Genomic DNA, 1,559 nt, shown 5'->3' on the forward strand with positions numbered 1-1,559 from the left:
GAGCGACTCAACTACTCCTGAGCAGCACGAATACATCTACACGTCAGTGACATACAACGCCGAACATCCCAGCGACATCACAGCCGAACCTCACAACCCGTCCCGGCCTGCCGGACCAAGACGGGCGGCCGGCCGGAGAAGTGGCACCGCCGCGAAATCGTCGACGCCATCCGATACGTCGTCGACAACGGCATCAAATGGCGGGCCCTGCCCGCCGACTACCCGCCCTGGCAGACGGTCTACTACCACTTCGCCCGCTGGCACCGGGCCGGGGTCGTGGCGTTCCTGCGTGACCAGCTCCGCCGCCAGATCCGCACTGGCCAGGGACGATGCCCCTGGCCAGTGACACTGATCGTCGACTCGCAGTCCGTCAAAGGAGCCGAGACCGTCTCCAAGGCCACCCGCGGCTTCGACGCAGGCAAAAAGATCAACGGACGCAAGAGACACATCGCCGTCGACACCCTCGGACTTCCAGTGATGATCACGGTGACGCCCGCCGACACCACCGACCGCGACGCCGCCCGCGAACTCCTCTGGCGCTTGCGCGTCATGCAGCCCCAGATCACCCAGATCTGGGCCGACTCCGCCTATGCCGGCCAGCTCACCACCTGGTCCGACGACTTCCTGAAGATGACCTTGAAGACCGTCTCCCGGCCACGCGGAGCGAAGGGCTTCGTCGTCCTGCCCCGACGCTGGAAGGTCGAACGGACCCTGGGCTGGATCATGAAGTCCCGCCGCAACGTCCGTGACTATGAGCGCCTGCCGCAACACTCGGAAGCCCACCTGACCTGGGCACTCATCACGCTGATGACCCGCAGGCTCACCCGGAAGGGACCTCAGCCCAGGTGGTCGAGGAAGTCACCTGCATAAGATCCCCGGATGGCAATACCCACCTATCTCCTGCTAGGGCCGAGAGTGGCCATCCGCCACGTCTGCCGTGAGGACTTCGAGGAACGTTCGGCGCTGGCGCGAGACAGCGCCGAAATGCTGCAGCGTTGGCTTGGAGTCCGCGAGCAGACGAAGGAAGCCTTCGACAACTACCTTGCCCGGCTTGCGCAGGCAGATCACGAGGGATTCGTGATCTGCCTGCGCAGCACAGACGAGATCGTCGGCGGAGCCAACATCAACAACATCGTCCACGGCAGCTTCCAAAACGGGTGTCTGGGTTACACCGCCTACCGCTCCACAGCCGGCCACGGCTACATGACCGAGGGACTCAGGCTCGTCATCCAGTACGCCTTCGACAAGCTTGGGCTACACCGGCTGGAGGCGAACATCCAGCCCGACAACACTTCCTCCCTGAACCTCGTCAAACGCCTCGGATTCCGGCGCGAGGGCTACTCAACCGCCTTCCAATTCATCAACGGTGCATGGAGAGACCACGAGCGCTGGGCCGTCACAGCGGAGTCCAGAGACACTGCCGAACCCGCTGCGAACTGACCCAGGGATCTCAGACAGACACTCAGCTTGTTCTTTAACCTCGGGACCTTCTTGTCAGTGCCTGGTTCTATCCTCCGCTGAACGTCACGGATGGACTGGGAGTCAGGCTGTGCAGATCG

Annotated in this window: 1 protein-coding gene and 1 pseudogene; both read left to right on the top strand. The window is 63.2% G+C overall.

All coding sequences use genetic code 11. The features are described from left to right. Nucleotides 1–96: 96 nt before the first annotated feature. Nucleotides 97–867 (top strand): annotated as a pseudogene (locus ACH4D3_RS41190) (IS5 family transposase); the annotation flags it as partial. Nucleotides 868–879: 12 nt separating this feature from the next. Then, nucleotides 880–1,440, top strand: coding sequence for a GNAT family N-acetyltransferase (locus ACH4D3_RS41195; protein WP_398332887.1), 561 nt, complete (start codon nt 880–882; stop codon nt 1,438–1,440). The last annotated feature ends 119 nt before the right edge of the window (nt 1,441–1,559 follow it).

This window comes from Streptomyces sp. NPDC018026 (assembly GCF_044327745.1).
GTDB lineage: Bacteria > Actinomycetota > Actinomycetes > Streptomycetales > Streptomycetaceae > Streptomyces > Streptomyces rubrogriseus.

Coding starts and splice junctions, on each gene's coding strand:
- ACH4D3_RS41195 (WP_398332887.1), top strand. CDS start 880: ATGGCAATACCCACCTATCTCCTGCTAGGGCCGAGAGTGGCCATCCGC.